The sequence below is a fragment of the Rhodococcus sp. 05-2255-3B1 genome (assembly GCF_002258545.1).
In the GTDB taxonomy this organism is placed as follows: domain Bacteria; phylum Actinomycetota; class Actinomycetes; order Mycobacteriales; family Mycobacteriaceae; genus Rhodococcoides.
Window position 1 is genome coordinate 339,480 of sequence record NZ_NOZC01000007.1, and the last position, 24,223, is coordinate 363,702.

The following is a 24,223-nucleotide window of genomic DNA, read 5'->3' on the forward strand; positions in this document are numbered from 1 at the left end:
TTCACGCTCCAGTTTCCATCATTTTCCCCGTTTTGCACACTCGTGTGCGTGGATCGGTCACGAGGGAAGGTCATTGACGCGGCTTGGCCAGGGGGAACGCGAGCGTTTCCCGAATGCTGCCACCGGTGATGAGCATGACGACCCGGTCGACTCCCATGCCGAGACCGCCGGTCGGCGGCATCCCGTGCTCGAGTGCTTGCAGAAAATCCTCGTCCAGGCTCATCGCTTCCTCGTCACCGCCGGCCGCCAACAGCGACTGTTCGGTGAGGCGCTGTCGCTGATCGACAGGGTCGGTCAGCTCGCTGTACGCGGTACCCAGCTCCACACCCCACGCGACGAGATCCCACTTCTCGGCGACGCCCGGAATGCTCCGATGCGGCCTCGTCAACGGCGACATCGACGTCGGGAAGTCCTTGTAGAAAGTGGGGAATTCGGTGTAGTCCTCGACGAGATGTTCGTACATTCCCTGCGCGACGGCCCCAGCATCCCAGGTCTTCTCGTACGGAATGTCGTTCTCGTCGCACAGGCGTTGCAGCTCCTCCAGAGGAGTCGCCGGTTCGACGGGCACTCCCAACTTCTCGGCGACGGCACCGTGCAACGTCTTGACCGGCCATTCGCCGGAGATGTCGATCTCGATCATTTCTCCGTTCGGGCCGTCCGGGCGCAGGATGATCTCGCGTCCGTGCGCGGCAACGGCTGCTCGCTGAATCAGCTCGCGGCACAACACCATTGCGCGTTCGTAGTCGCTGTGGGCCTCGTAGGCCTCGAGGATCGTGAACTCGGGGTTGTGCTTGAAGTCCGCGCCTTCGTTGCGGAACACGCGGCCGATCTCGAACACCTTCTCCATGCCGCCGACACACAGGCGTTTGAGATAGAGCTCCGGTGCGATCCGCAGGTAGAGGTCGAGGTTGTAGGCATTGATGTGGGTGACGAACGGTGCTGCGTTGGCACCGCCGTGAACCTGCTGCAGAATCGGTGTCTCGACCTCCATGTATCCGCGCTCGCCGAGCGAATCACGAAGTGACTTCACGACATTGGATCGGGCGATCATCAGTGCACGAGCATCGCGATTGATCGCCAGATCGACGTAGCGTTGCCGCACCCGAGCTTCCGGGTCGGTGAGTCCGCGATACTTGTCCGGCAGTGGATGCAAGCACTTGGCATTCATTCGCCAGTCCGTCGCGAGCAGCGACAGCTCCCCACGCTTGCTGCGGCCGATCGCGCCACTGACCTCGATGAGATCGCCGAGGTCGAAATCGGCGTCGAAGTTCTCGATCGAATCCCCGACGCGATCGCGGTCGAAGAGAACCTGGATATCGGCCGACCAGTCACGCACCACAGCGAATACGACACCGCCGTAGTCGCGAATCCGCAGGATGCGTCCGGCAATTCGTACCGTTGTGCCCTGCGGCGAGGCCACCGCCGCCTCGACCGTATGCGTCGGGGGATAGGCGACGGGATAGCCCTCGGTGCCCTCGCGTTCGAGACGATCGAGTTTCGACATGCGTACGCGCACCTGGTCGGGACGCTTACGGCCCGGTGTCGGCTCGTCCGGGACGCTGTCGGGGCCGCTGCCGTCGGGATGAATGTCGTCGGCGTCGGCCAGAGCCGCGGGCACCGCAACGTGAGAACCGGTGTGCTTCGAGGCGCGTCGGAAGGTCGGCAGGGTCAAGAAGCCCTCGGCGATGGCCGACGCGACGCCGACCTTGGGCAACACCCGATTGTCGGCGAAGCAGAGGTAGCGCGGCTCCCATTCCGGAAGGTACTTCACGTTCGAGCGATACAGGGCCTCGAGCTGCCACCACCGAGAGAAGAACACCAGCACGCTGCGCCAGATTCGCAACACCGGCCCGGCACCGATCCGGCTGCCCTCCTCGAACGCCGCGCGGAACACCGCGAAGTTCAGCGAGATCTTGCCGACCCCGAATTGATCGGCGCTGGTGGCGAGCTCGGTCACCATCAGTTCGATCACCCCGTTGGGCGACGCCGGATCACGACGCATCAGATCCAAGGACACACCGGTGCGACCCCACGGCACCAGCGAGAGGACGCCGATCACCTTCTCGCCCTGAACTGCCTGCACCAGAAGACAATCGCCGTCGAGCGGATCACCCAGTCGACCCAACGCCATCGAGAACCCACGCTCGGTTTCGGTATCGCGCCACGCATCCGCGCAGGCAATGATCTCCGACATCTCCTCCGACGAAATGTCACGATGACGACGCACGGTGACCACGACACCCGCTTTACGAGCCCGGTTGACCGCCTGACGCACGGGGCGCATCTCGCGTCCATTGAGGTTGAAATCCTTGGTTTTCAGGATCGCTTCGTCGCCGAGTTCGAGGACACTCAGTCCGGCCCGCTTGTACGCGGTCGCGCCGATCTCGCTGGCGCCCATGACAGCTGGGGTCCAGCCGTATTTCTCGGCCAGGTCCAACCATTCCGAGATCGCATGCGGCCACGCCTCGGGATTGCCGATCGGGTCACCACTGGCCAGACAGACGCCGACCTCGACGCGATACGTCACCGCCGCCTTACCGCTGGTGGCGAAGATGACGCCCTTGTCGCGGCGAGTGGCGAAGTAGCCGAGGGAATCGTCGGCACCCCATTTGTCGAGCAGGCCACGCAGCGCGGACTCGTCGCGACCGGTGAGCGCGTTGCTCGACCGCTGCGACCGAAACAACGTGACGACAGCCCCCAACAACGCCAACGCTCCGAACAGCCCGAGGGCCGTGTTCACGATGCCGTTCGGCCTGCCGTCGAACTGCTCGTTGTCCACCGTCGCCAACGCCGTCACGCGATTGAACGCCCACAGGAACGTCTGACTCTCCGGCAACGACCCGGGGAACAACGCAACCAGCGCCCACCCGATCACCGTCCCGATGGCCGCGCCGAGCACGAGCACCCCGAGTGCCTTCCACACCGCACCACGACGCACCCGCGTGTAGAACTCCTTGCGCGCGGCGATCAACACCCCCGTCACCACAACATGGACAGCCAGCGCAATCCACGAATTGACGCTCTTGTCCGTGATCCCCTCGACCACATTGGTGATCGCCAACAACACCAGATAGATCGTCAGCAACCACCACGCAATGCGCTTACGGCTCGCCAACGCCGCCGCCAACAAACCGACCACCAGCGCCCACGACAAACTCGTATCGGGAGCATCGAAGTAATAGCTGTCGACGTACTCACGCGGAACGTGAATCAGGAAACGAAGAGTCGGCGACAGACTCCACAGAAACAACAACACCGCGAACACACCGAGCACCAGACCCGCGATATGCGGAACCTCACTCAAACGACCGCGCTCGGGTGGCACGAACGACCGCGGAACCATGGACCCGGACCGCTCCGAGGAAACTGCTGTCGCCGTCATATCTCACTCCCGAAGTCAGAATGCACTTGCACCGTAGACGGTATCCCCGCCAAGGCGAGTCAGGTGCCCATTGCCCGCACCCCCGCCCACTCAATGTGACGTTCAGTGGCCTTTTCGACAGTCGATGTCACATCGAGTGGACATCGGGTCGGTTGCGGGCGGCGGATCTTCGGGTGCGTTGGATCTCGATACGACGTCGCCTCGGCGGCGCGTGGGTGAAAGTTCGTCCACAGGGCGTGAGTTATCCACAGGGCAGTTCGTTTCCCGTCGTCGCGGCGGATTCGGGGTGCGCGGACTGTGCATCATCATGGCCATGAAGCGGGGTGGAGCACGAGTCGATGCGAAGGTGATCGCGGCTGCGTCGGATCGCGGCTTCATGAGGACAGCGCACTTACTCGAGCTTGGGGTGGCGTCGAAGACCATCGTTCGACGCACCCAGCCGGACGGCAGCTGGTCACGGGTGTTACCTGGGTTGGTGTTCTTGAAGAATCGTTCGCTGACGCCGATCGAACGCGCCACCGCGGTTGCGATCTACTGCGGAAAGGATGCTCTCATCAGCGGTCGGGCAGGGCTGGCGTTGCATGGATTGGGCACGTCGGGTTCGTTGGAGGAGACGTTCGCACTGATTCCCGAGCCGCAACATCGCAAGTCCGTGGGCTTCGCTGTCGTGGAGCGGACGTGGCGAATGCCGACGGCGGAAATCAAGTCGGGACTTCGCGTCGCCCCGATCGTTCGGTGTCTGTGCGATGCAGTTCGACGGATGAAGAATGCCGAGCAGTGCATGGCGTTGATTGCCGGTGTCGTGCAGCGAGGTGCGGCTACCGTGGACGCGATCATGAAGGAACTGAACGCCGGTAGTACGCGGGGAACTGCGATGCCACGTCGAGTTCTGAGGGAACTGGCTGCAGGTGCGCACTCGGTGGCGGAGGCTCAGGCCCAGAAGCTGTACGCGCGCAGCGGACTTCCGACGATGCAGCACAACGTGGCTGTCCACGACGAGCAGGGCAGGTTCCTGCTGATAGCCGACAACTGGCTCGACGATGTCGCGTTGGATTGGGAGATCGATTCGCTCGAATACCATCTCTCGCCCGCGGCGCACAGGGCGACGGTGGCGCGTCGGGAACGAGCGCAGAATGCCGGCCTCATCGTGGTGACACATCTGCCGAGCGATATTCGGGAGGACCCGGAACGCGTTCTGTCCGACCTTCGTGCGCGTTACGAGCAGGCCAAGGCGCGACCGCGACCGAATGTCACGGTCCGACCGCGAGCGGATCAGGCTCGTAGTCGCTCGGGTTGATACACCCACACCATGTGCTTGCCGGTCTCGGACGTAGCTGCGATCGGCCGATGCTCGATCCTGTCCAGCACGAATCCAAGCCTCTTGGGTACGGCCTGGCTCCGGAGATTCGCTGCGTCACAATGAATTTCGACTCGATTGATTCCGTCCAGCCTTGAGGCCTCCCGTATGAGGGCGGCGACGGCCTCGCTGATCATCCCACGTCCCTCGGCCCGGGCGTCGAGCCAGTAACCCAATTCGATGCCGTGCGGGCCGATCCGGCGATGCATCCCGATCTTGCCCAGAAACGCACCGCCGTCGCGCTCGAAAATTCCGTAATCGAACATCTCCCCGGCATTCCACTGCTCGACGGCCTCCGCAATGCGAGCCGATTGCACCGAAGGCTGGGCCGCTTCTTCGGTCGCCCACCCCATCCACGGCGCAAGGCGCGCGAGATTGCGACCGATCACGTCGGCAACGGCGTCGGCATCGCCGGCCGACTCGCGACGAATGAGAAGTCGGCCGGTGACAATCCGATCGGGAGGTACATCCAGCATGGCCAGCAGTGTGTCAACAGTGCACCCGATCTGCCAACGAATTTCGTTGCACTGTCACCCGCTCGCAGTCCACTCGATGTGCCATCGACGGGCGAAAAGGCCACCGAAGGTCACATTGAGTGGACAAGGGGCAGCGGCAAGGGCGGGGTTCAGGAAGCCGACCAGGATCTCCAGGACAGTTTGTCGATGATGATGACCGGACCTTCGGGTCTGTTGTTTTTGTATTGACTGTATTTCGCGACCAGGGCGTCGGTGGCCGATGTGCCTTCGGCGCTGGAGGTTTCGACGATGTGGGCGGATCCGTCCGCGCGGATCCACCAGAGTTGGGACCAATCGTCGGTGTAGTGGTCGACGATGAGGCTGACGGCGGGGTCGGCGCGGATGTTGTCGAGTCGCTGGAGTTTCTGCGTTGTCTTGGGTTTCCAGTCGATGGCGGTGAAGATTCGGTCGCCGGTGGGGGCGACGGCGAAGACGATCGGGACCAGGTGTGGTGTGCCGTCGGGGTTGATGGTGGAGAGTTGGGCTCGGGGTGCGGCGGTGAAGCGTTGGACTTCGTTGTCGATCTTCACGTTCGGTTCCTCGGGTTATGCGGATTCGCTGTGGGTGCTGTGTCGGGTGATGAATTGTTCGAGTGCCGCAACGGACATGGGGCGTCCGAGTAGGTGTCCTTGGCCGAAGGTTACGCCCATGTCGGTGCAGATCTGGAGTTGTTCCGGTGTCTCGATTCCCTCGATGACGGTGTCTTTGCCGAGAGTGGTGGTGACGTCGACGAGGGCTGTGCAGAGCGTGGTCATGGCGCGGCGTCGGTGCAGGTTGTCGCTGTCGAGGTGTTGGGTGAGGGATTTGTCGATCTTGAGGGTGTCGACGGGGAGGGTGGCGAGTCGTTCGAGGGAGGAGAAGCCGGAGCCGAAGTCGTCGATGGCGATGAGGACGCCGTGGCGTTGGACGTCGCGGAGTTGGTAGTGGACTGCGTCGAGGTCGTGGAGTGTCTGTGATTCGGAGAGTTCGAGGGCGAGTCGTCCGGGTTCTATGCCGTAGGTGTCGACGGTGTCGATGACGTCGGTGGCGAGGGTTCCGGTGGCGAAGTGGGCTGGGCTGATGTTGACGCCCACTTGGAGGTGGATGTTGCGGGTCTGCCAGTCCGCGATCGTGTGCGCGACCTCGGCGAGAATCCACATGCTCAGCGGGACGATGAGGTCGGCGTCCTCGGCGAGGGGGATGAAGGTGTCGGGCATCAGCAGGCCGAGTTCGGGGTGGTTCCATCGGATGAGTGCTTCGGCTCCGACGACCGTTCCCGTCGCGAGTTCCACGATGGGTTGGTAGACCATCGTCAGTTCGCGCTCGACCATGGCGGTGCCGCGTAGTCGTTCGATGAGTTCGAGTCGGGTGCGGTTGGTGTGGTGGAGCTCGTCGGTGAAGACGTGGTGTTCGTTGCGTCCGACGGCTTTGGCGGCGTGCATGGCTGCGGTGGCGTTGTGGACCAGTTGGGTGGCGCTGATGTCGGTGGTGGTACTCGAGGCGACTCCGACGCTGGCGGTGAGGGTGAGTTGGCGGCCGGAGAGCTCGAAGGCGGGCTCGAAGATGCTCGCGAATCCGGCAGCCAGGGCGCGCGCGGCTATGGAGTGGCAGCCCCGTGCGATGACGACGAATTCGTCGCCGGTGAGTCGGCCGATGGTGTCGCCGGGGCGGGTGGAGGCGAGCAGTCGGTCGGCGACCATGCACAGCAGGCTGTCGCCCTGCGCGGGGCCGAGAGCGTCGTTGAACTCTCGGAATCCGTCGATGTCGACCAGCAGGACGCTGAACTGACGATCCGGGGTGCGTCGGTCGAGCTCGTCGGTGATGAGGGCAAGAATCTCGACGCGGTTCGGAAGACCGGTCAGCGCGTCGCGTTGGGCAGCTGTTCCGCCTACGGCAGCGGCTGAGGTAACCGCGGCGACATGACGGGGCGGCGCGTCGTGCTCTCGGCTCACTGTTCCCCCTCATGGCCGGACAGCCATGGATGATACTAGCCGAAGAGTCTGCTTGAACGCTATAAACAGGGGGCATCCCCTTTTTTAGGACTATTAGATCACGGTGTCCTTGGTTTGTGGGCCGTTTGCGCGTCCTGTCGATGCTCGTTCTTCGACGCTCCAGATCGCGTCGTCCACGCTGTCGCTGAGTCCGAGCACCCACCGAGCCGCCGACCGGCCCTGATCGAACAGCGACTGCGCAACGGTGGTCAATCCGGCCTCGGCCGCGGCAGGGGAGTCGTCCCACCCGGTCACGGCCAGTCGCCCCGGAACGTCGATTCCGGCCGTGGCCGCAGCATCGAGCACCCCGAGGGCAAGTTCGTCGCTCATCACGAGCAATGTGTCGATAGCGTTGTCCTGCAACAACACCTGCGCTGCTCGGTCCCCTTCGGGGCGGGCGTTGTTGGTGGTGAACAGTGTCGGTACCGTCGACCATTCGATCCCCGATTGCAGGCATGCGTCTCGGTAACCCTCGAGTCGAGCTCGGGTCACCGGCATCGAGATGTCCGACGCGTCCGCGCCACTCACGATCGTCGATTCGCGTCGGGTATCGGGCCTGAGAGCGACGATGGCAGGTCGAGATCGGCTGTGCAATGCGGCGGTGGCCACTGCCTCGGCTGCCGCCCTGTCGTCGATGGCGATCGAGTTCAGGCCGGGGTGGTCGGGCCCACCCTGGATGCACGTGGGGCGGCCGGTCTCGACGAGCACGTCGAGCAAGGGGTCGTCGATCTCCGTGGTCCACACCACGTACCCGTCGACCTGTGCGTCTCGGATGCGAGCGTTGTCGGTGTCGCGGTGCAGGTTCGGCAGCATCACCAGCGCGGTGTCGGCGTCGAGACACGCTTCGGCGATGCCGGACAGAAAGCGTCGAGCCTGGGGATCCTCGAAGGCGTAGGTGAGCTTCTCGCCGAGGACGACTCCGATGCTGTCGTGCCTGCCGCTGCGCAACGACCGCGCGGTGCGGTTGGGACCGGCGTATCCGAGGGCCGCTGCTGCCTCGTGCACGCGATCGCGGGTGGCCGCGGAAACTCGGCTCGGTCGGTTGTAGGTGTACGAGACGCTCATGGTGGAAACGCCTGCGGACGCTGCGACGTCGGCCATGGTCACCCGAGTGTTCACCGGCCCACTGTAGCGCGCGGCACCCACGATGTGTAACGATACACAGTATGTCGTCGCCGCTACCGAAGCTGCTGGTGCTCGCCGCAGCCGCATTCATCTACGTCACGGCGGAAACGCTGCCCGTGGGGTTGCTCCCCGAGATATCCGGGGACCTCGGTGTCGGCGAATCCGCCGTGGGTCTCCTACTGACCTTCTACGCGTACGGCGTCGCCGTGATGACGATGCCGTTGATCCGGTTCGTGCGGCAGTGGCCCCGACGACGCGTCGTGGTCATCACCGTTGCCGCATTGGCACTCTCGCAACTCCTCTCGGCGGTATCGGTCGGATATCCGATGTTGGTGATCTCTCGAATGCTCTGCGCGGCAACGCACGGAGTCTTCTGGGCTGTCGTCGCTCCGGTCGCGGCATCGCTGGCTCTACCCGGTAAGCAGGGCAAGGCCATCGCGACGGTGTATGCCGGTACCTCGTTGGCGTTGGTTGCCGGCAACCCGCTCACGGCCGCACTGGGCCAGTGGCTCGGATGGCGCACCGCAGCAACGATTCTCGGCATCGTCGCCGCAGCCATCGCGGTGGCGCTGTACTTCGTCCTCCCGGCACTACCGGTCACCCGAGCGGTCTCGGAAACGAAGAAGACACCGCGGGTGCTCGACGGCTCCCTGGCCGTTCTGTGTGCAGTGACGTTCCTGGCCGTCCTCGGTCATTTCGCCGCGTACACCTACTTCTCGGTGATCGTCGACCGTGCCATCGGATCGGCGGGAACCACCCTGACCTTGATGCTGATGCTGTACGGACTGTTCGGGGTGGTCGGCATCTGGGTGATCGGGAGAACCTACGACCGGTGGCCCCGGCACTCGACCATCGCGGCCCTCGGTGCGGTCGCAGCGGCAGTGGCAATTCTCTGGTGCACTCTGAGCGGGGCTCCGGGCAGCTGGGCCGTGTTCGCTGTCGGTGCCATCGCGTTGTGGGGGCTGGCCTTCACCACCCTTCCGGTTTGTATTCAATCGGCCGTGGTCAGAGCCGCCCCGGCCGATGCGGACAAGGCGTCGGCGATCTACGTCGTTTCCTTCCAGTTGGCGATCGCGACGGGCGCACTGCTGGGCGGTGTGGTGATCGACCTGAGCGGCATCGGGGCCGTCACCGCTGCTGCAACAGTCCTGGTCGCCGCAGCGCTGGCCGTGGTCGTGGTGGCGCGCAGAACCTTTCCGAGTCGCTACGGACAGGAGCCGGTGACAGCAACGGCAGGCTGACCGTTGAGGTACCCCGCACGATAGGGTCAGCACGCGACGAAAGAGGGAATCCGGTGCAATTCCGGAGCTGGCGCGCAACGGTGACGAGTGAGAGCTCGAAGTCCGAATGCTCGGACGTCGCGATCCACCTCCAACCGCGGCTCCGCGACACGAGCCCTCAGCAGGAAGCTCTTCACGATGCGCACCACCCTCGCCGTACTAGGCGCTGTCTCGTTCCTCGTTCTCGCCGGCTGTTCGTCCACGGCGACGACCGACGCGGCCACCCCGACCACAGGAAACTATCCGCTGACCATCGACAATTGCGGTCGCGACGTCGTCGTCGACGCCCCGCCGCAACGTGCGGTCTCGTTGAATCAGGGTTCGACGGAAATCCTTCTCTCGCTCGGCCTCGCCGACCGTATGGTCGGCACCGCCACCTGGACCGACCCCGTCCGTGCGAACCTCGAGTCGGAGAACGCGAAGGTGCCCAGGTTGGCGGACAACAAACCTTCCCTCGAGGTGGTGTTGGACGCCGAGCCCGACTTCGTCACCGCGTCGTTCGGCGGCACCCTCGGACCGGGAGGCGTCGCCGACAGAGACCAGTTCGAGCAGCTCGGTGTGCCGAGCTACCTCTCTCCCACCGACTGCAACGGCAAGACCGACGACAGCGTCAACTCCGACGGCGCGCGTACGTCGCCACTCGAGATCGAGACCGTCTACCAGGAGATTCGCGACCTCGCGGCCATCTTCGACGTGCGTGATCGCGGTGAACGCTTCATCGCCGAACTGCAGGATCGCTTCGCGAAGGCATCGGGAGCCGTCGACGCCTCCGGTGTGTCGCTGGCGTACTGGTTCGCCGACACCGACACCCCCTACATGGCCGGATGCTGTGGATCGTCGGGCATCATCACCGAATCCGTCGGTGCCGAGAACATCTACGCCGACACCACCGACGAATGGCCACAGGTCAATTGGGAGAGTGTTCTCGATCGTGATCCCACCGCGCTCGTGCTCGCGGACCTGAGCCGACGGAGCATCGCCGGTGATGCTCTCGACAGCAAGATCGCCTTCCTGGAATCGAATCCCGTCACGAGTCGGCTCACCGCCGTCGAGAGCAAGCGGTACATCGTCGTCAACGGCGCCGACCTCAACCCGTCGATCCGTACGATCGACGGGGTCGAAAAAGTTGCTGCTGCTCTGCAGAACTGGGGATCGACCACCCCATGAGCCGGACCGATCGCGGGTTGCTGATCCCGCTTCTGCTCGGTGGCTTCGTGGTGTTGTTGCTCTCGATCGGCGTGGCCGTGACCATCGGTCCGGCCAGCGTGTCGGTATCCGATGTGTATCGAGTGATACTGGGGCACATCGGGATCGGTACGGCCGAAGTGAGCCGCATCGAGGACGGCATCGTCTGGCAGTTGCGATTGCCCCGAACGCTGCTCGCCGCCGTCTGCGGTGCAGGCCTCGCGCTGTGCGGAGCCATCATGCAATCGCTGCTGCGCAATCCCCTCGCCGACCCGTTCGTACTGGGTATCTCGTCGGGCGCATCCACCGGTGCCGTCGTCGTCGCGGTGCTCGGCGTCGGTGGCGGTGCACTGTCGCTGTCCACCGGAGCCTTCGCCGGAGCGCTGCTGTCGTTCGTGCTGGTCATGCTGCTCGCCGCAGGTGCGGGCGGCGGCAACGACCGCGTCGTGCTGGCGGGAGTGGCAGGTACACAACTGTTCTCGGCTCTGACGTCGTTCATCGTCATATCTTCGGCCGACGCCGAGCAAACCCGAGGAGTCTTGTTCTGGCTGCTCGGTTCCTTGAGCGGCGCCGACTGGACGGACGTGGCACTGTGCGGCACTGTGGCACTGCTGGGCATGGCGGTGTGCCTGTTCAACACCTCGGCCCTCGATGCCTTCACTTTCGGGCACGACGCGGCCGCATCCCTCGGCGTTCCGGTGAAGTACGTGCGAATCCTGTTGCTGGTCATCACCGCATTGATCACGGCCGCCCTCGTCAGCGCCGCCGGTGCCATCGGATTCGTAGGGCTGGTGCTACCGCACGCTGCTCGTTTCCTCGTGGGGTCGCGCCATCGAAGACTGCTTCCGACGACGGTGGTGATGGGGGCAATATTCATGGTCTGGGTCGACACCATCGCTCGAACGGTGTTCGCACCACAGGAAATTCCGGTCGGAGTGGTCACGGCCCTTATCGGCGTTCCGGCCTTCGCCCTGATTCTCTTTCGGCTCAGGAGATCTCGATGACACTGCACGCCAGAGACATTCGATGGACCCGGAGTGGACACCCGATCCTCGACGGCATCAGCTTCGCGCCCGAACCGGGAGAGACCATCGGCCTGATCGGCCCCAACGGCTCGGGCAAATCCTCCCTGTTGCGCATTCTTGCCGGCATCGTCGCACCCGACAGTGGCGACGTGCTGCTCGACGGAGACAACCTGCGAACACTGCGCCGACGTCGCGTCGCCAGACGGGTGGCCATGGTCGACCAACACTCCGACACCGACGTCGACATCAGCGTCCGCGACGTCGTCCGCCTCGGCCGCATCCCACATCACGGCATCCTCGGCGGCGACGCATCCGACGACGACGCCGCCATCGCACGAGCACTCACCGACACCGCCATGGCATCGAAAGCCACCCGACGGTGGCACACCCTCTCCGGCGGCGAACGCCAACGAGTCCAGATCGCCCGAGCCCTCGCCCAGCAACCCACCGAACTACTGCTCGACGAGCCGACCAATCACCTCGACATCCAACATCAACTCGACATCCTCACCCTCGTCGCAGGCCTACCCCTGAGCAGCTACATCGCCCTGCACGACCTCAACCTCGCCGCCATGTTCTGCGACCGAATCATCGTCCTCGATCACGGCACCATCGTGGCATCGGGAACCCCGAACGAAGTGATCACCGAACACCTCGTGCGCACGGTGTACAACGTGAACGCCAGCGTCACGAATGCCGACAACTACCCCCAGGTGACCTATCGCCGCCCCACCCCCTCCGACCCTGGAGTCCACTCGATGTGACATTGACCGCCGAAAAGGCCACTGGATGTCACATTGAGTACCGGCGGATGGCACACGGTGTGATGCCGGGCCGGGTGATCTAGAGTTGCCGCAGTTTCTTCTCGAATGCGTCGATGCGTGTGGTGTCCTCGAAGAAGTCTTCTTGCGAGATGATTTTCCCCCAGCTCGTGCGGACCAGGAGCACGGTGCGGTTGTTGTAGATCTGGGTGCCGTCGGCTGCGTGGGCTCGGTCGTCGAACCGCACGAGCAGGGTCATTCGCCAGGGTGCGCCGCCACTGTAGATTTCGCTGATCTGTCCTTGTATCCCGGCTGCGACGAAGTCCTGGAAGAATCTTTCGATGGCTGCGCGGCCGCGATGGGTGCCCGACCAGCGGCTGTCTCCGTCGGCGAACTTGAGCACTGCGTCTCGGTGGAACGACGCGAGCAGGGGACGGTAGTCGCCGTTGTTCAGCGCTTCGATGTCTCGCTGCAGCTTGAGTGTCAGCGCTCGCATCAGCAGAAGCTTGAATGCGAAGGCCGTCGAGATGCCGGCCAGAAATCTCAGTTGCATGCCCATACGTTTGCCTACCGTTCATCGACGTGTCAATCGAGTCGGCGGTACGTTCTGTCGATGATTCATCATGTGCAGGTCGCGTGTCCGGCGGGCGGCGAGGATCTAGAGCGAGCGTTCTTCTCAGGAGCCTTGGGCTGGGAGGAGGTCCCGAAGCCGCCGTTGTTGGCCGTTCGCGGGGGCTGTTGGTTCCGGGTGCCGGGTGTAGGTGGTCCCGACGGTGAGTTGCATGTCGGCGTCGACGACGACTTTCGTCCGGCAGTGAAGGCGCACCCGGCTTTCGTTGCCGACGTCGATGCAACCGCTGCGGCGTTGACGTCTGCCGGCTACCCGGTCGATTGGGCCGACCCTGAGGGGATCGAGGGTCGACGACGGTTCCATACCCGCGACGGAGTGGGCAATCGAATCGAATTCGTGGCAGCACAATAGGTCACAGACCCACCGAGATGGCTCCGGTGACAATCGCGAACACGATGTACATCAGCGACGCGGCCAACACCCACAGGAATGCGAAGCGTTGGAAGTCGCCCAGTGACGCGCGGACCAGGCCGAGAAGAACCCACAACGGTGCCGACGCCGGTCCGATCGAGTGAGCCATCTGGCCGATCACGGCGGCACGCGCCATCTCTTCGGGTGGGATGGAGTACTGCGCAGCCGATTCCGCGAGTACCGGCACTATCCCGAAGAAGTAGGCGTCGTTGGCCATGAAGAAGCTCAGCGGTATGCCGATCAGCGCGGCTGCGGCGGGAATCATGCCCTCGGCACCGTCCGGAATCAGAGATATCAGCGCGTCGGCCATGGCGGTTGTCATACCGGTTTCGGTGAGGATGCCGGTGAACACGCCGGCACCCAGGACCAATATGACGACGGGGACGGCGTTGGCAGCGTGCGATCGGATCACCTCGCCCTGATCGGAGGGCTTGGGGTGGTTGACGACGAGCACGATGATGAATCCCAGCATGAACAGCACCAATAGGTCCGCGACTCCCAGCACCAGCAGCACCAGCAAGGTGACCGTCAGTGCTGCGTTCACCCACGTTCGCCAGGTTGCCTTCGTCAGAAGTGTTCCCTCCGAGCCCTCTTCGTGCCCGCCAGCAGACACGTGCGCGGTGACTTCGGCGATGCGCTCAGGGGAGATCTTCTTACGTGCGCTGCGCCCCAACAGGTACGCGAGGCCGACGATCGCCGCGGACATCAGCAGCATCGCCGGCAGCATGTGTACGAAGTACTCGGTGGCATCGATCTGCAGCACGCTGATCGCTCGGGTCGCGGCTCCGCCCCACGGCGTAGTACCGGATATGGTCCCGAGAGCCATGGTCGCGATCGTGGCGATCACCAGGGGGTTGATTCCGAGCTTGCGATAGATGGGGATAAACGCGGAGCAGATGATCATGTATGACGTGGTGCCGTCGCCGTCGAGTGCGACCAGGAGTGCGAGAACCGCTGTGCCGACGCAGATCTTGACTGGGTCTCCGCCGGACAGTCGGATGATGCCGCGCGAAATGGGGTCGAACAGTTTGGCGTCCATCATGATCCCGAAGTACAGCACCGCGAAGAGCAGCAAAATTGCTGTGGGAGCAACGGTTTCGATGCCTTTCGCGACCATGTCCGGTAGCGCTGCACCCTGTCCACTGATCAACAGAACAACGATGGGGATGGTGACGACGGCAACCAGTGCCGTCGCCCACTTCTTGATCACCACCAGCATGAAGGATGCGAGTGAGACGAATCCGAGCACTGCCAACATGATTCAGCGCTCCGATTCGAGGTGCTCGATTACTGCGAGCGTGAAGCGCTCGGTGGTTGCGGTTCCGTGGAGGTCCGCCGTGCGGGTCTCGGGCATACCCACGGCCGTGTCGATGGCTCGATGAATCGATCTGCCCGCTGCAGTCAGTCTTTCGTCGCCGCGCTGCTGTCCGATCCAGTCCAGGAGCATTGCGGCAGAACCGATCAGCGACGCGGGATTGGCGATTCCTTGCCCTGCTATGTCGGGTGCCGATCCATGTTGTGCTTGCGCGACGGCGTGCTTGTCACCGACATTCAGTGACGCCGCCAATCCCAAGCTGCCGGAGAGCTCGGTGGCCTCGTCCGAGAGGATGTCCCCGAACATGTTGGTGGTTGCGATCACGTCGAAGGACTCCGGTCGACGTATCAGCAGCGCGGCGACAGCGTCGACCAATAGCTCCTCGTAGGAGACGTCGGGAAAGTCCTGCCGGACGGCTCTGGCCGCCTCGAGGAACAGCCCGTCGCTCAGCCTGAGGACGTTGGCCTTGTGCACCACGGTGACTTTCGATCTACGCGTCCGTGCCAGCTCGAACGCTCGGCGCACGATGCGTTCGGAACCGTGACGAGTCACCTTTCGAATGGCCAGTGCGAGGTCCTCTGTGGGCATGAACTCGCCACCACCGGCGAACATCGTCCGATCGGCATAGAAGCCTTCGGTGTTCTCTCTGGCAATCACGAGGTCGAAGTTCTTGCCGAGAGGATTCGGGAGAGCCGGGACAGTCCTGGCGGGCCGAATGTTGGCGTACAGGTCCAACTTTCGCCGCAGTATTCCCGACGGGTTGACGCCGCCTTCGGAGGTCGGTGGGTAGTCCAGGTGCGACACCGGGCCCAGAACGACGCCGTCTGCTGCACGCGAGAGATCGACGATGGCGTCGGGCATGGTTGTCCGCGAGGCGGCGAGCGCATCGAAACCGATGGTTCCATCGGTGAACCTGGCGGTGATTCCGTTGTGCGCGAGCGCACTTTCGACCACCGAGGCAGTCGCCGCGCTGATCTCGGGACCGATGCCGTCGCCGGCGAGAACCACCAGTTCGACTGTGTTGTCTGGGGCTGGCGCTGGGTGTCCGGTAGTCACGATGTCTCCAGGTGTTCACGTCCGCACTGTTGCGGACTAGGTCACCGATGTGACCTGTGGCATACCTTGCCGCCTACGCAGCGTGAAGACCAGAGATCGTTTCTTACATCTGACTCAAGCAGAATTCATAGCTTCGAAGAGCGTGACGAGCACCGATGTCATGGCATTCGATGCAGGGGACGGCGCCCGCTGCTCGAGGCGGCACAGCAGGATTCGCCGCCTCGAGAGTTCATCCAAGGCAATCGACTCGACGCCCTCGCGAAGGTAGCGAGTGGTCATCGCGGGTGCCACGGTGAGTCCCAGCCCGGCAGCAACCATCGCCTGAGATTCCATGTAGTCGTTGGACTCGATCAGGATCTTCGGCTCGAAACCGGCTTTGAGACAGGCTGTTCGGAACATCGTGGTGATGGAGTGCTGCGACGCGCGAACAATCCACTGTTCGCCTTCGAGCGATTGGAGTGGAACGGGGCCTCTCCGAGACCAACCCGCGGGAACGAGAAGGACCGTGGCGTCCTCGGCGATGACTTCGGTCTCGACGTCGTCGACCACCATCGGCAATTCCGGGTAGTCCCATGCCAAGGACAAATCTACTTCTCGGCCCAGCAGCATCGCGTGCAGGTCGCGCAGCCGCGACGACCGTATGCCCAAATCGATCCCTGGATGCGCAGAGCGAAATGCACTCATGACGTCCGGCAGAAGAGATGCAGCGAAGGAAGGGAAGACGCCCAGGGTGACGTGGCCGCTGCGGGCGTCGAGCAGATCGTCGAGGTCGGCGCGCAGGGCAGACAGTTGCGTGTCGATCGCCGCCGCTCTCCCCGCAACGAGCCGACCGGCCTCGGTGAGGCGCACTCCGCGTGCGTGTCGCTCGAGGACCGGGGTTCCGACGACGGCCTCGAGTCTCTTGACCTGCTGGGACACAGCTGAGGGGGTGAACATGAGCCGTTCGGCAGCGGCCGTCATCGACCCGCTGCGGTCGATTTCCACCAGCAACTTGAGTAGGGACAGGTCCACATCCATCTGTCGAGACTAAGCGGTGTCTGCGACGATGGAGCGCGTGACGACAGGTGGAGGCAATGTGGACCCGCTAGTGGCGTTCTGGCGTGAAGCGGATGACACCGACCCCGTCCGTATGCGTGTCGAGATGGCGGACTTGCTCTCGGCCGCATCCTATTCGGATGCTCGTACTCTGTTCGAGCGTGCATCGCTGGAAGACTTCTTGGGCGACGGTGCGGCCGCAGTCCCGTTGTATGAAGCCTCCCTGTCGGCTGGTCTCGAGGGCGACCGGGAAAATCAGGCCCGGATCCAATTGGCGAGTTCATTGCGCAATGTCGGGCGACCGCACGATGCATTGCATGTGCTCCGAGAGTTCGAGTTCGCGAACGAATACATCTCCGCACGTGACGCATTCGTGGCGCTGGCCCTGTGGGATATCGGGGATGTAGCGCAGGCGCTTCGGAGTGCGCTTCAGGCAGCGAACCCTGCAATGGGGAAATATCGTCGAGCAATCGGGGCCTACGCGGCCGAGTTGTCAACACGACCTGAGGGGAATCCATGACCGACAGCGCATTCGATCCACACGACCTTCTCGAACAGAGCCGAATCGGAGTGTTGGCGACCATCAAGGCCAGCGGACTTCCGCAGCTCTCGCCGGTGACGCCGTTCTACGATCGCGCTGCCGAGACCATCCGAATCTCGGTGACCGAAGGACGAGCGAAAACGGCCAACTTGCGTCGAGATCCACGCGCCGCACTAGAAGTGACCAGTCCCGACGGTAGGGCATGGGCGACGGCGGAGGGCACCGTCACCCTCACCGGTCCGGGATCGTCACCGAACAGCCCCGAAGTCGAGGCACTGGTCGACTACTACCGCGCTGCGGCCGGTGAGCACCCTGACTGGAACGAATACCGAGCAGTCATGGTCGCCGACCGACGAGTTCTGGTGACTATCTCCGTGACCCACGTCTACGGCCAATCGATGGCCTGACACCCCTCCCTGTCCACTCGACGTGACATTGATTGCCCGAAAGGCCACCGAATGTCACATTGACTGCGCGAAATAACGTCGGTCAGGTGATCTGATAGATGTCCAGTTCGATCGAGTTCGGCAGTCGTTTGCCGGATCCGAGGAACAGTCGTTCGTTCATCCATGCGAGGCGGCTTGCGGCGGAGGACAGGCGCGGTTGGCTTCGGAAGTAGACGCGATCGGCGGGCACATCTTCGCCGCGGACAAGTGCGTCGATGTCCTCTTCGGCACCACTTCGTATGCCCATGTTGTGTACGGCGACTCGTTCGCCCGCATCGGTCTCGAGGGCGTATCGGGCGTCCAGTTCTGTGATTGTGGGGGTGCGGAGAATCTGGTGATCCGCTCCTCCGGGCAGGACTCGGCCGCGCAGTAGGGGGCCCTCGACGGTCCCGCCGAGGATCGGCACGATGCGGCGGTGACCATCGACCACCTCGCCCAAGTCGATCGGTTCGCCCACGGTTACCGACAGATGTGCGACGAAGATCAGATCGGGGCGCACGTCAGTTCGTTCGGTCGGCGAATCCGTCGGGCAGATCGCTGGGCGCGAGCGACACGATCGTCTCGTCGTCGATGCCGACGTGCTCGAACAAAGTGATTCGGGCGAATTCGGGGACCACGTAAATGGGGTAGGTCGGTCCGGCATCACGATAGGCGCGCATCTCGTCGAGATGATCATTCTGGTACAGAACAGTTTTCGTACCGTCCAACTCGATCCACTGAGGGAAGAAGATCGTGCCGTGCAGACGCCGCTTGCCGGGAATGACGTTGACGACGACGGATGTTCCGGTGGGCTCGTTCCATGAGATCTTGTAGACGTCGTCATCGAGTTGGACCAGATCGACTTCCTGGTCCTTGACCCATCGACCACCGACCATGCCGGTGTGGATGCGGTAGTCGATCGTCGTAGCGTTCTTGACGTACATCTCGTACTGCCAGTTGTTCGCGTACGTGTAGATGAAGCGGTGCCCGACGATGCCGCTGAGGTCCTGATTCGGGACCGGATTCTGAACCGAGGTCTCTATATCCATAAGGACATTTTGTCACAAAACTATGTTTGCGGCAAAACTACATGTGCGATCATCGAACGATGCACTCCTCCGCAATCGAGCTCGCGCGACAACTGGGCCCGCTGCGACGCTCGCTGCTCCGCGCGACCCGCGAGGCCGCGGATTTGCCTGACCTCCCCGACTCGCACGTCGAGGTGATGAGGGCGCTGGTCGACAAGCCGTCGATGAGCCCCGGCGTCCTCGCGGCACATCTGAACCTCGCTCGCTCCACCGTGAGCAACCTGATCAAGGCAATGGTCGACGCGGGTCTCGTCGAACGATCGATCTCGTCGAACGACCTCCGGGGAGCGACCCTGACGGCGTCGACCAAGGCCCTCCGCCTCCTCGCCGAATACGACGCAGTCAGCTCGCAGGTCCTTTCCGACGCACTCGACGAGCTGACCGTGGACAGCCGTCGAGCACTCTCTGCGGCAATCCCTGCTCTGGCCGACATCACGGAAATCCTGGCTCGTCGATCGTCCTGAGCGTTTCGCCCAGTCGACCGCAGTCCACTCGATGTGACATTGACTGCCGAAAAGTCCACTGAATGTCACATCGAGTGTCTACCGGGTACGCCGACGGTGGAGTCAGGCAACAGTGTTCATGTCGCGAACCAATCGAGGAGTGCGCAGCTGACGAACAGTCGACAGCCAATGGCGTACGGGATAGGAAAGCCGGACGACGAAGTAGTTGACGAACTCGATGACTCCGAAGAGCCATACCGCGACGACGGCGAGAGCCGCACCGATCCCGGCGGGAAGCCATACGATGATGCCCACCAACCCGGCAGCGAGCAACGCGACGTCGACGATTCGACACACCCGGTAGGTCCCGCGTAGGAAGACGGGCATCGGGTGGTTTTCGACCCAGGAACGCGCCAGCAGCCAGTAGACCCCCGCTTGTACGAGCACGACGAGCAACGGAACAAGGGCGGACCACAACGCGAGACGGTCTTGTCGGTCGTCGAGCCGCGGTATCGCCATGGTGAGGGCAAGCGTCAGGAAGACTACGGCTGCGACCAGCTCGCCGATCCCCAGCGACAGATATCGCCGACGCAACCCCTCTCGTCGGCCGGCCAACATGTCGTCAGACTACCGAGCACGGCGGCCGAGACCGATTGGCCGTGCGCTGGGCTCCCTCCAGCAGTCCACTCGATGTGACATTGACCCCCGAAAAGGCCACTGAACGTCACATTGAGTGGTCAACGGGGGGGGGCAGCGCCGGGAGGGGAGGAGATGAGGACGGCTATGGATTTCGTTGGATGGGGAGCCACAGTTCTCCCGCTCCCGAGGACCAGTCGGGGGAGGCTTCGGTGACGGTCAGGATTTCCGGTCCCGGGATTGTTTCGTAGGGGTTGGAGGGGAACCATTCGCTGAAGGCGTCGGCCCAGAGTTGTTGGAGTGCGGGGGCGAGTGCGGTGTTGCTGCTCGTCTCGAATACCGCCCAGGTCGATGCGGGCACGGCGAGGGTGTCCCAGTCGGGTGTTCCGGCCGACGTGCTTGCAACTGCGAAGTAGTAGTCGAAGAGACTGCCGTCCTCGCGTTCGGGTTCGAAGCCGTCGCTGACGAAGAGGATGTCGGGGAGTTCGGGCAGGTCGGCAAGTTCGCGTAATTCGTCGCCGGTTCCGGGGGCCAGGTTTCGGTGGAATTCGGTCATGGCGGTGTTCTCGCCGTGAAATCGGAGTGGGATTCGGGTGGTTTTGCCGACGATGTGGAATGCGGGCAGGTCGGTGATGCGGTATCGCATGGTGCTTCGTCCTTCGATGGTCAGGTGAAATGTCACTGCTTGTCTGGAACGAAGGATGGCTCCGGGGCGGCGTGCTCGAGATGGTGTGATGCCGTGTAGGTCTCGGAAGGCGCGGGTGAATGCGTCCGCGGTGTATCCGTATTTGGTCGCGACGTCGAGCACACCCTGTCCGTCGAGAATGTCGGCTGCTGCCAGCGTCATTCGGCGTTGTCGGATGTAGTGCGACAGTGGTAGTCCCGCCAGCGCCGAGAACACGCGTCGAAAGTGATACTCCGATGTGCGGGTGATCCGAGCGAGTTCGGTCGGATCGATCTCGCGGTCGAGGTTCTTCTCGATGTAGTCGAGTGCTGCGTTCCATCGTTCGAGCATGTGCCGGTGACCTTCCTTCGTTCTGCCCGAAACGATAGGAGCACGGGACCGATGGAGTCTCGACTTTCCGTGCCGCGAAAGGTCGGATTCAGATCGTGCGCAGGTGCCGCTGCTTTCGATGAGAGCGTAACCGGCCGAGTTCGTCCAGCGCAGAACGAGATTGCGCATCGACAGGCCGGTAGACGATCAATCGTAGATCAGGGTCGCCGAGTGGAGTGAGGACATCGAACGTCACGGTCACCGGTCCGACGAGCGGATGTCGCATCGGTTTGTCACCGCGGCTGCGCACCGACACTTCACGGGACTGCCAGTAGCGGGCGAATTCTGCGCTGCCTCGTTCGAGTTCGTCGATCGAGGCGGCGAGCTCCTGGTCGTGAGAGTGGTTCACCCATGCGGCACGCAGGTCTGCCACTGCGCCTCGGACGACGTCGTCGCGTGCCTCGTAGAATCCGTCGAATCGGCTGTCCAGGAAACACATTCGTAGAACATTGCGCTCCGACACCGGGCGTTCGTCGATGTCGAGGAGGAGTGCGGCCATGGTGTCGTTCGCGGCGAGGATGTCGAGTCAGTGGTTGAGTACCATCGCCGGCAGCGGACCGATGTCGTCGATCAACGCTCGGATGCCGTCGGGCACCTGCTGGACGGCGGGTCGGTCGGGTGCGCGATGGCCGGCGAGCGTGAACAGGTAGCCCGTCTGATCAGCAGACAACTTCAGCGCATTCGACAGTGACTGCACCACGTGGGCGGACGGCCTGACATCACGTGCCTGTTCGAGACGAACGAGGTAATCCACGCTCACACCGGCCAACGCAGCGACCTCCTCACGCCGCAGACCGGGCGTACGTGATGCCCCTATCCGAGGTGGTAGACCGACGTCCGACGGGATCAGCGCCTCGCGCCTGGCGCGCAGAAATGCCGCCAGTTCGTCTCGACCCAGCTGCCCGCTCACCCGATCCACGGTAGGGCACTCGGGCGCGATCGGCCTGGTATCGCTCTTCCCAGGATGATCTGGTCCTTTCCGTTCCCCCTCGGTGCCAGGACGGTGAGTGGGACCGGACACGAAGGAGACATGACCGATGACACGTTTGGACGACTACCGACTGCTGGGCCGCTCTGGTCTGCGAGTTTCACCTCTGTCGCTGGGAACCATGACATTCGGCGATGCGTGGGGTTGGGGTGCGGACGAGGAAGACTCGAGGAAAATCTTCGACGCCTACCTCGACGCCGGCGGAAACATGGTCGACACCGCCAACATCTATACCGACGGACAGTCGGAGCGGTACCTGGGTACATTTCTCCGGGGCCGCCGCGATTCGGTCGTCGTCGCGACGAAATATGCGGCGACGCGTGATCCGTCGGATCCGAACGCAGGTGGGGGCGGTAGAAAGAGTCTCCGCGGGTCCGTCGAGGCAAGCCTGAGGAATCTCGGTACCGACTACATCGACCTGCTGTATGTGCATGCGTGGGACCGTATGACGCCGAGTGACGAGATCATCGCTTCGCTCGGTGAGCTGGTCCGTTCGGGAAAGGTTCTGTACATAGGAATTTCGGACACACCGGCATGGGAAGTCGCGCGAATGCAGACCACCGCGGAGTTGCGCGGGTGGCCGCCGTTCGCGGCACTTCAGGTGGAGTACAGCTTGATGGAGAGAACAACCGAGCGGGAATTGTTGCCGATGGCAGCGAGTTTGGGCCTCGGTGTGATTCCTTGGGCTCCCCTCGGCGGTGGCGTGTTGACGGGCAAATACTCTGCCGCAGACCTTGCGACGGCGGGCTCGGACAGCCCAGTGGGAACCCGTCGTGATCACGCCAAGGCGAACGGAACGCTGACCACGCGGGGGCTCGCAGTCGCGGACGTCGTCGTTGGTGTCGCACGCGAACTCGGGGCGTCCGCGGCTCAGGTGGCGCTGGCATGGACGCTCAGGCATCCGTCGGTCGTCAGCTCGCTGATCGGCGCGCGTACTCCGGAACAGTTGCAGGAGAACATCTCTGCGCTCGATGTCACCCTCGACGACTCCCACCTCGATGCACTGCACGCAGCCAGCGTTATCGACCTGGGGTTTCCGCACGAATTCCTGATGCGACCGATGGTGCGCGGCGTCACCACCGGCCGCACCTCGGTTCGGCCCCGTCCCATCAGAACCTGGTGAACCGGAGAATCCTTACGTCGGAGGACATCGAAAGATCATGGGATCACCGTCGTCGACGAGTGTGAACCCGGCACGCTCGAGCACCCGACGTGAGGCACTTTTGGCCGGATACACCTGCGCGGCCATCGGGAGACCATCCGTGTGATCCCGCGCGAGGTCGATCAGTTCGCCGGCGTAGCCACGACCCCATTGGGTCGGATGCACCCAGTACCCGACTTCGATGTGATCCGATCGTCGAGTCAGGCTGAGCAAGCCGACGGGGTGTCGATCCTCGGCGGTGCCGATGAACCATCTCGGCACGTCCGGCGTTCGGGTGTCCTCGGCGTTCAGGGAACGTGAGAAACGACCATCGAAATAGTCTCTACTCCAGGGTTTTCCATCACCGACCCATCGGACGACCTCCGGGTCCGACGCCATCGAGAAGAGAAAATCGGCGTCGGACGGGACAGCAGCGCGCAGCTTCAGTCGAGTCACAACTCGTGGACCTGCGAAGTCATCTCTCCGCCAACATCCCCGGTGTTGACGGTGCCCGCCCTCTCGAACAGCAACGCCGACACCTCCTCGACGGCCTTGGGACAGTGCTCGACGCCTGCCGGGACGACGAAGACATCACCAGGTCCGAGAACGACGTCCCGGTCGCGCAGCTGGATGATCAGTTCCCCACGGTGGACGAAGAACATCTCGTCTGTGTCCGGGTGTGTGTGCCAGACGAATTCGCCGAGCAGCTTGACGACCTTCACTTCGTAGTCGTCGACGCTGACGAGTCGGTGAGGCTGCCAGGGCTTGTCGATCTTGTTCAGTGCGTCGTCGACATTGCGTTTGTTGGTGTCGGCTCTGTCGCGGTCGATGCTCACAGGGCTGCCCTTCGTCGTCGATC

The 24,223-nt window shown here is 63.2% G+C and carries 27 protein-coding genes and 1 riboswitch; of the genes, 10 read left to right on the top strand and 17 right to left on the bottom strand.

Going from position 1 to position 24,223, the window contains the following annotated elements; all coding sequences use genetic code 11:
• Positions 1-70 precede the first annotated feature (70 nt).
• Positions 71-3,382, bottom strand: coding sequence for a bifunctional lysylphosphatidylglycerol synthetase/lysine--tRNA ligase LysX (lysX, locus tag CH249_RS05815; protein WP_094646271.1), 3,312 nt, complete (start codon positions 3,380-3,382; stop codon positions 71-73).
• Positions 3,383-3,689: 307 nt separating this feature from the next.
• Here lysX and CH249_RS05820 point away from each other — a divergent pair, with 307 nt between their 5' ends.
• A complete protein-coding gene (locus CH249_RS05820; RefSeq protein ID WP_256988126.1) occupies positions 3,690-4,679 on the top strand; it encodes a hypothetical protein in 990 nt (329 codons plus the stop codon).
• Here CH249_RS05820 and CH249_RS05825 read toward each other — a convergent pair.
• The 4 genes from CH249_RS05825 to CH249_RS05840 all read right to left on the bottom strand — a co-directional run bounded on the left by CH249_RS05825 (position 4,655) and on the right by CH249_RS05840 (position 8,343).
• Positions 4,655-5,215 carry a GNAT family N-acetyltransferase gene (locus CH249_RS05825; RefSeq protein ID WP_094656703.1) on the bottom strand — a complete coding sequence of 187 codons (561 nt, stop codon included), beginning with the start codon at positions 5,213-5,215 and terminating at the stop codon, positions 4,655-4,657. The two genes, CH249_RS05820 and CH249_RS05825, sit on opposite strands and share 25 nt — an antisense overlap.
• Before the next feature lie 149 nt (positions 5,216-5,364).
• Positions 5,365-5,784, bottom strand: coding sequence for a TIGR03668 family PPOX class F420-dependent oxidoreductase (locus CH249_RS05830; protein ID WP_094646273.1), 420 nt, complete (start codon positions 5,782-5,784; stop codon positions 5,365-5,367).
• 15 nt (positions 5,785-5,799) lie between these two features.
• Positions 5,800-7,185, bottom strand: coding sequence for a bifunctional diguanylate cyclase/phosphodiesterase (locus CH249_RS05835; protein WP_094646274.1), 1,386 nt, complete (start codon positions 7,183-7,185; stop codon positions 5,800-5,802).
• Between the two features lie 93 nt (positions 7,186-7,278).
• Entirely contained in the window at positions 7,279-8,343 is a 1,065-nt protein-coding gene (locus CH249_RS05840) for a substrate-binding domain-containing protein (protein WP_256988128.1), read from the bottom strand.
• A gap of 47 nt (positions 8,344-8,390) precedes the next feature.
• Here CH249_RS05840 and CH249_RS05845 point away from each other — a divergent pair, with 47 nt between their 5' ends.
• The 4 genes from CH249_RS05845 to CH249_RS05860 all read left to right on the top strand — a co-directional run bounded on the left by CH249_RS05845 (position 8,391) and on the right by CH249_RS05860 (position 12,603).
• A complete protein-coding gene (locus CH249_RS05845; RefSeq protein ID WP_094682411.1) occupies positions 8,391-9,590 on the top strand; it encodes an MFS transporter in 1,200 nt (399 codons plus the stop codon).
• Positions 9,591-9,635: 45 nt separating this feature from the next.
• A riboswitch (cobalamin riboswitch) is annotated at positions 9,636-9,700 on the top strand.
• Between the two features lie 67 nt (positions 9,701-9,767).
• The gene (locus tag CH249_RS05850) at positions 9,768-10,796 is read left to right on the top strand and encodes an ABC transporter substrate-binding protein (protein ID WP_094646276.1); all 1,029 of its coding nucleotides are present in this window, start codon (positions 9,768-9,770) and stop codon (positions 10,794-10,796) included.
• Positions 10,793-11,818 carry an iron ABC transporter permease gene (locus CH249_RS05855; protein ID WP_094682410.1) on the top strand — a complete coding sequence of 342 codons (1,026 nt, stop codon included), beginning with the start codon at positions 10,793-10,795 and terminating at the stop codon, positions 11,816-11,818. The genes CH249_RS05850 and CH249_RS05855 overlap by 4 nt, the downstream gene beginning before the upstream one ends.
• Complete coding sequence (locus CH249_RS05860) at positions 11,815-12,603, top strand: ABC transporter ATP-binding protein (protein ID WP_045197814.1); 789 nt, start codon at positions 11,815-11,817, stop codon at positions 12,601-12,603. Before CH249_RS05855 ends, CH249_RS05860 begins: the two co-directional genes overlap by 4 nt.
• A gap of 79 nt (positions 12,604-12,682) precedes the next feature.
• On the opposite strand, the gene CH249_RS05865 is transcribed toward CH249_RS05860, so the two are convergent.
• On the bottom strand, positions 12,683-13,153 hold the full coding sequence (locus tag CH249_RS05865; protein WP_082074044.1) for a nuclear transport factor 2 family protein: 471 nt from the start codon (positions 13,151-13,153) through the stop codon (positions 12,683-12,685).
• A 60-nt stretch (positions 13,154-13,213) separates the two neighbouring features.
• Between CH249_RS05865 and CH249_RS05870 the strand changes: the two genes are divergently transcribed.
• On the top strand, positions 13,214-13,582 hold the full coding sequence (locus tag CH249_RS05870) for a glyoxalase (protein WP_094646277.1): 369 nt from the start codon (positions 13,214-13,216) through the stop codon (positions 13,580-13,582).
• Between the two features lies 1 nt (position 13,583).
• On the opposite strand, the gene CH249_RS05875 is transcribed toward CH249_RS05870, so the two are convergent.
• From CH249_RS05875 to CH249_RS05885, 3 genes are all read right to left on the bottom strand, one after another.
• A complete protein-coding gene (locus tag CH249_RS05875; RefSeq protein ID WP_094682409.1) occupies positions 13,584-14,900 on the bottom strand; it encodes a CitMHS family transporter in 1,317 nt (438 codons plus the stop codon).
• Between the two features lie 3 nt (positions 14,901-14,903).
• Positions 14,904-15,965, bottom strand: a complete 1,062-nt coding sequence (locus CH249_RS05880; protein WP_230596961.1) for an isocitrate/isopropylmalate dehydrogenase family protein — start codon at positions 15,963-15,965, stop codon at positions 14,904-14,906.
• Positions 15,966-16,127: 162 nt separating this feature from the next.
• The gene (locus tag CH249_RS05885) at positions 16,128-17,030 is read right to left on the bottom strand and encodes a LysR family transcriptional regulator (protein WP_094646279.1); all 903 of its coding nucleotides are present in this window, start codon (positions 17,028-17,030) and stop codon (positions 16,128-16,130) included.
• A gap of 28 nt (positions 17,031-17,058) precedes the next feature.
• Here CH249_RS05885 and CH249_RS05890 point away from each other — a divergent pair, with 28 nt between their 5' ends.
• Together CH249_RS05890 and CH249_RS05895 are read left to right on the top strand one after the other, a co-directional pair.
• Positions 17,059-17,568: a tetratricopeptide repeat protein gene (locus CH249_RS05890; protein WP_094646280.1), complete on the top strand. Its 510-nt coding sequence runs from the start codon at positions 17,059-17,061 to the stop codon at positions 17,566-17,568.
• A complete protein-coding gene (locus CH249_RS05895; RefSeq protein ID WP_094646281.1) occupies positions 17,565-17,996 on the top strand; it encodes a PPOX class F420-dependent oxidoreductase in 432 nt (143 codons plus the stop codon). The genes CH249_RS05890 and CH249_RS05895 overlap by 4 nt, the downstream gene beginning before the upstream one ends.
• Positions 17,997-18,078: 82 nt before the next feature.
• Here the strand turns inward: CH249_RS05895 and CH249_RS05900 are convergent, their stop codons facing one another.
• Entirely contained in the window at positions 18,079-18,534 is a 456-nt protein-coding gene (locus tag CH249_RS05900) for a DUF3237 domain-containing protein (protein ID WP_094646282.1), read from the bottom strand.
• Between the two features lies 1 nt (position 18,535).
• A complete protein-coding gene (locus CH249_RS05905) occupies positions 18,536-19,063 on the bottom strand; it encodes a phenolic acid decarboxylase (RefSeq protein ID WP_094628960.1) in 528 nt (175 codons plus the stop codon).
• A gap of 59 nt (positions 19,064-19,122) precedes the next feature.
• On the opposite strand from CH249_RS05905, the gene CH249_RS05910 reads away from it, so the two are divergent.
• Positions 19,123-19,566: a MarR family winged helix-turn-helix transcriptional regulator gene (locus CH249_RS05910; protein WP_217901355.1), complete on the top strand. Its 444-nt coding sequence runs from the start codon at positions 19,123-19,125 to the stop codon at positions 19,564-19,566.
• Positions 19,567-19,668: 102 nt separating this feature from the next.
• On the opposite strand, the gene CH249_RS05915 is transcribed toward CH249_RS05910, so the two are convergent.
• From CH249_RS05915 to CH249_RS28300, 4 genes are all read right to left on the bottom strand, one after another.
• On the bottom strand, positions 19,669-20,163 hold the full coding sequence (locus tag CH249_RS05915; protein WP_045197834.1) for a hypothetical protein: 495 nt from the start codon (positions 20,161-20,163) through the stop codon (positions 19,669-19,671).
• Positions 20,164-20,326: 163 nt separating this feature from the next.
• Positions 20,327-21,196 carry a helix-turn-helix domain-containing protein gene (locus CH249_RS05920; protein ID WP_094682408.1) on the bottom strand — a complete coding sequence of 290 codons (870 nt, stop codon included), beginning with the start codon at positions 21,194-21,196 and terminating at the stop codon, positions 20,327-20,329.
• An 88-nt stretch (positions 21,197-21,284) separates the two neighbouring features.
• Positions 21,285-21,755 carry a hypothetical protein gene (locus tag CH249_RS28295; RefSeq protein WP_256988180.1) on the bottom strand — a complete coding sequence of 157 codons (471 nt, stop codon included), beginning with the start codon at positions 21,753-21,755 and terminating at the stop codon, positions 21,285-21,287.
• 6 nt (positions 21,756-21,761) lie between these two features.
• On the bottom strand, positions 21,762-22,145 hold the full coding sequence (locus CH249_RS28300; RefSeq protein WP_256988131.1) for a helix-turn-helix transcriptional regulator: 384 nt from the start codon (positions 22,143-22,145) through the stop codon (positions 21,762-21,764).
• A 127-nt stretch (positions 22,146-22,272) separates the two neighbouring features.
• On the opposite strand from CH249_RS28300, the gene CH249_RS05930 reads away from it, so the two are divergent.
• Positions 22,273-23,346 carry an aldo/keto reductase gene (locus CH249_RS05930; RefSeq protein ID WP_094628954.1) on the top strand — a complete coding sequence of 358 codons (1,074 nt, stop codon included), beginning with the start codon at positions 22,273-22,275 and terminating at the stop codon, positions 23,344-23,346.
• A gap of 12 nt (positions 23,347-23,358) precedes the next feature.
• On the opposite strand, the gene CH249_RS05935 is transcribed toward CH249_RS05930, so the two are convergent.
• Complete coding sequence (locus tag CH249_RS05935; RefSeq protein WP_179273139.1) at positions 23,359-23,820, bottom strand: GNAT family N-acetyltransferase; 462 nt, start codon at positions 23,818-23,820, stop codon at positions 23,359-23,361.
• Complete coding sequence (locus CH249_RS05940; protein WP_179273144.1) at positions 23,817-24,146, bottom strand: cupin domain-containing protein; 330 nt, start codon at positions 24,144-24,146, stop codon at positions 23,817-23,819. The genes CH249_RS05935 and CH249_RS05940 overlap by 4 nt, the downstream gene beginning before the upstream one ends.
• Positions 24,147-24,223: the final 77 nt, after the last annotated feature.

Bases quoted from the DNA above. Each gene is read 5' to 3' on its own strand.
- lysX (WP_094646271.1), bottom strand. From the start codon at position 3,382: ATGACGGCGACAGCAGTTTCCTCGGAGCGGTCCGGGTCCATGGTTCCG.
- CH249_RS05820 (WP_256988126.1), top strand. From the start codon at position 3,690: ATGGCCATGAAGCGGGGTGGAGCACGAGTCGATGCGAAGGTGATCGCG.
- CH249_RS05825 (WP_094656703.1), bottom strand. From the start codon at position 5,215: ATGCTGGATGTACCTCCCGATCGGATTGTCACCGGCCGACTTCTCATT.
- CH249_RS05845 (WP_094682411.1), top strand. From the start codon at position 8,391: ATGTCGTCGCCGCTACCGAAGCTGCTGGTGCTCGCCGCAGCCGCATTC.
- CH249_RS05850 (WP_094646276.1), top strand. From the start codon at position 9,768: ATGCGCACCACCCTCGCCGTACTAGGCGCTGTCTCGTTCCTCGTTCTC.
- CH249_RS05855 (WP_094682410.1), top strand. From the start codon at position 10,793: ATGAGCCGGACCGATCGCGGGTTGCTGATCCCGCTTCTGCTCGGTGGC.
- CH249_RS05860 (WP_045197814.1), top strand. From the start codon at position 11,815: ATGACACTGCACGCCAGAGACATTCGATGGACCCGGAGTGGACACCCG.
- CH249_RS05865 (WP_082074044.1), bottom strand. From the start codon at position 13,153: ATGCAACTGAGATTTCTGGCCGGCATCTCGACGGCCTTCGCATTCAAG.
- CH249_RS05870 (WP_094646277.1), top strand. From the start codon at position 13,214: ATGATTCATCATGTGCAGGTCGCGTGTCCGGCGGGCGGCGAGGATCTA.
- CH249_RS05875 (WP_094682409.1), bottom strand. From the start codon at position 14,900: ATGTTGGCAGTGCTCGGATTCGTCTCACTCGCATCCTTCATGCTGGTG.
- CH249_RS05885 (WP_094646279.1), bottom strand. From the start codon at position 17,030: ATGGATGTGGACCTGTCCCTACTCAAGTTGCTGGTGGAAATCGACCGC.
- CH249_RS05890 (WP_094646280.1), top strand. From the start codon at position 17,059: ATGGAGCGCGTGACGACAGGTGGAGGCAATGTGGACCCGCTAGTGGCG.
- CH249_RS05895 (WP_094646281.1), top strand. From the start codon at position 17,565: ATGACCGACAGCGCATTCGATCCACACGACCTTCTCGAACAGAGCCGA.
- CH249_RS05905 (WP_094628960.1), bottom strand. From the start codon at position 19,063: ATGGATATAGAGACCTCGGTTCAGAATCCGGTCCCGAATCAGGACCTC.
- CH249_RS05910 (WP_217901355.1), top strand. From the start codon at position 19,123: ATGCACTCCTCCGCAATCGAGCTCGCGCGACAACTGGGCCCGCTGCGA.
- CH249_RS05915 (WP_045197834.1), bottom strand. From the start codon at position 20,163: ATGTTGGCCGGCCGACGAGAGGGGTTGCGTCGGCGATATCTGTCGCTG.
- CH249_RS05920 (WP_094682408.1), bottom strand. From the start codon at position 21,196: ATGCTCGAACGATGGAACGCAGCACTCGACTACATCGAGAAGAACCTC.
- CH249_RS05930 (WP_094628954.1), top strand. From the start codon at position 22,273: ATGACACGTTTGGACGACTACCGACTGCTGGGCCGCTCTGGTCTGCGA.